The following is a 297-nucleotide window of genomic DNA, read 5'->3' as shown; positions in this document are numbered from 1 at the left end:
GTAAATATAAAAATATGTAACTATGCAACAAAAAATATCTGCAAAACGAAATCACCGCTCCCCAAAATCAAATGCAAATGGAGAGATAAGAATTATTAGTGGTCAATGGCGAGGTCGAAAACTACCCGTATTAAATTTAACGGGATTACGTCCAACCACAGATCGCGTCAAAGAAACCCTATTTAATTGGCTCGCCCCTTATTTATACCAAAGTGATTGCCTAGATTGTTATGCTGGAAGCGGCTCGTTAGCATTTGAGGCAATATCACGGGGAGCTAAACACGCAACCTTGCTGGA

1 protein-coding gene is annotated in these 297 nt (G+C 40.1%); it reads left to right on the top strand.

Annotated elements, in window-relative coordinates; translation table 11 throughout:
* Positions 1–22 precede the first annotated feature (22 nt).
* Positions 23–297: RsmD family RNA methyltransferase (locus tag O970_RS00010; protein ID WP_024495144.1), on the top strand; the 275-nt coding region annotated here is incomplete at its 3' end.

This window comes from Candidatus Schmidhempelia bombi str. Bimp, assembly GCF_000471645.3.
Classification (GTDB): Bacteria; Pseudomonadota; Gammaproteobacteria; order Enterobacterales; family Orbaceae; genus Utexia; species Utexia bombi.
The sequence above is the reverse complement of the archived record's forward strand: the minus strand, read 5'-3'. Positions and strand labels throughout refer to the sequence as shown.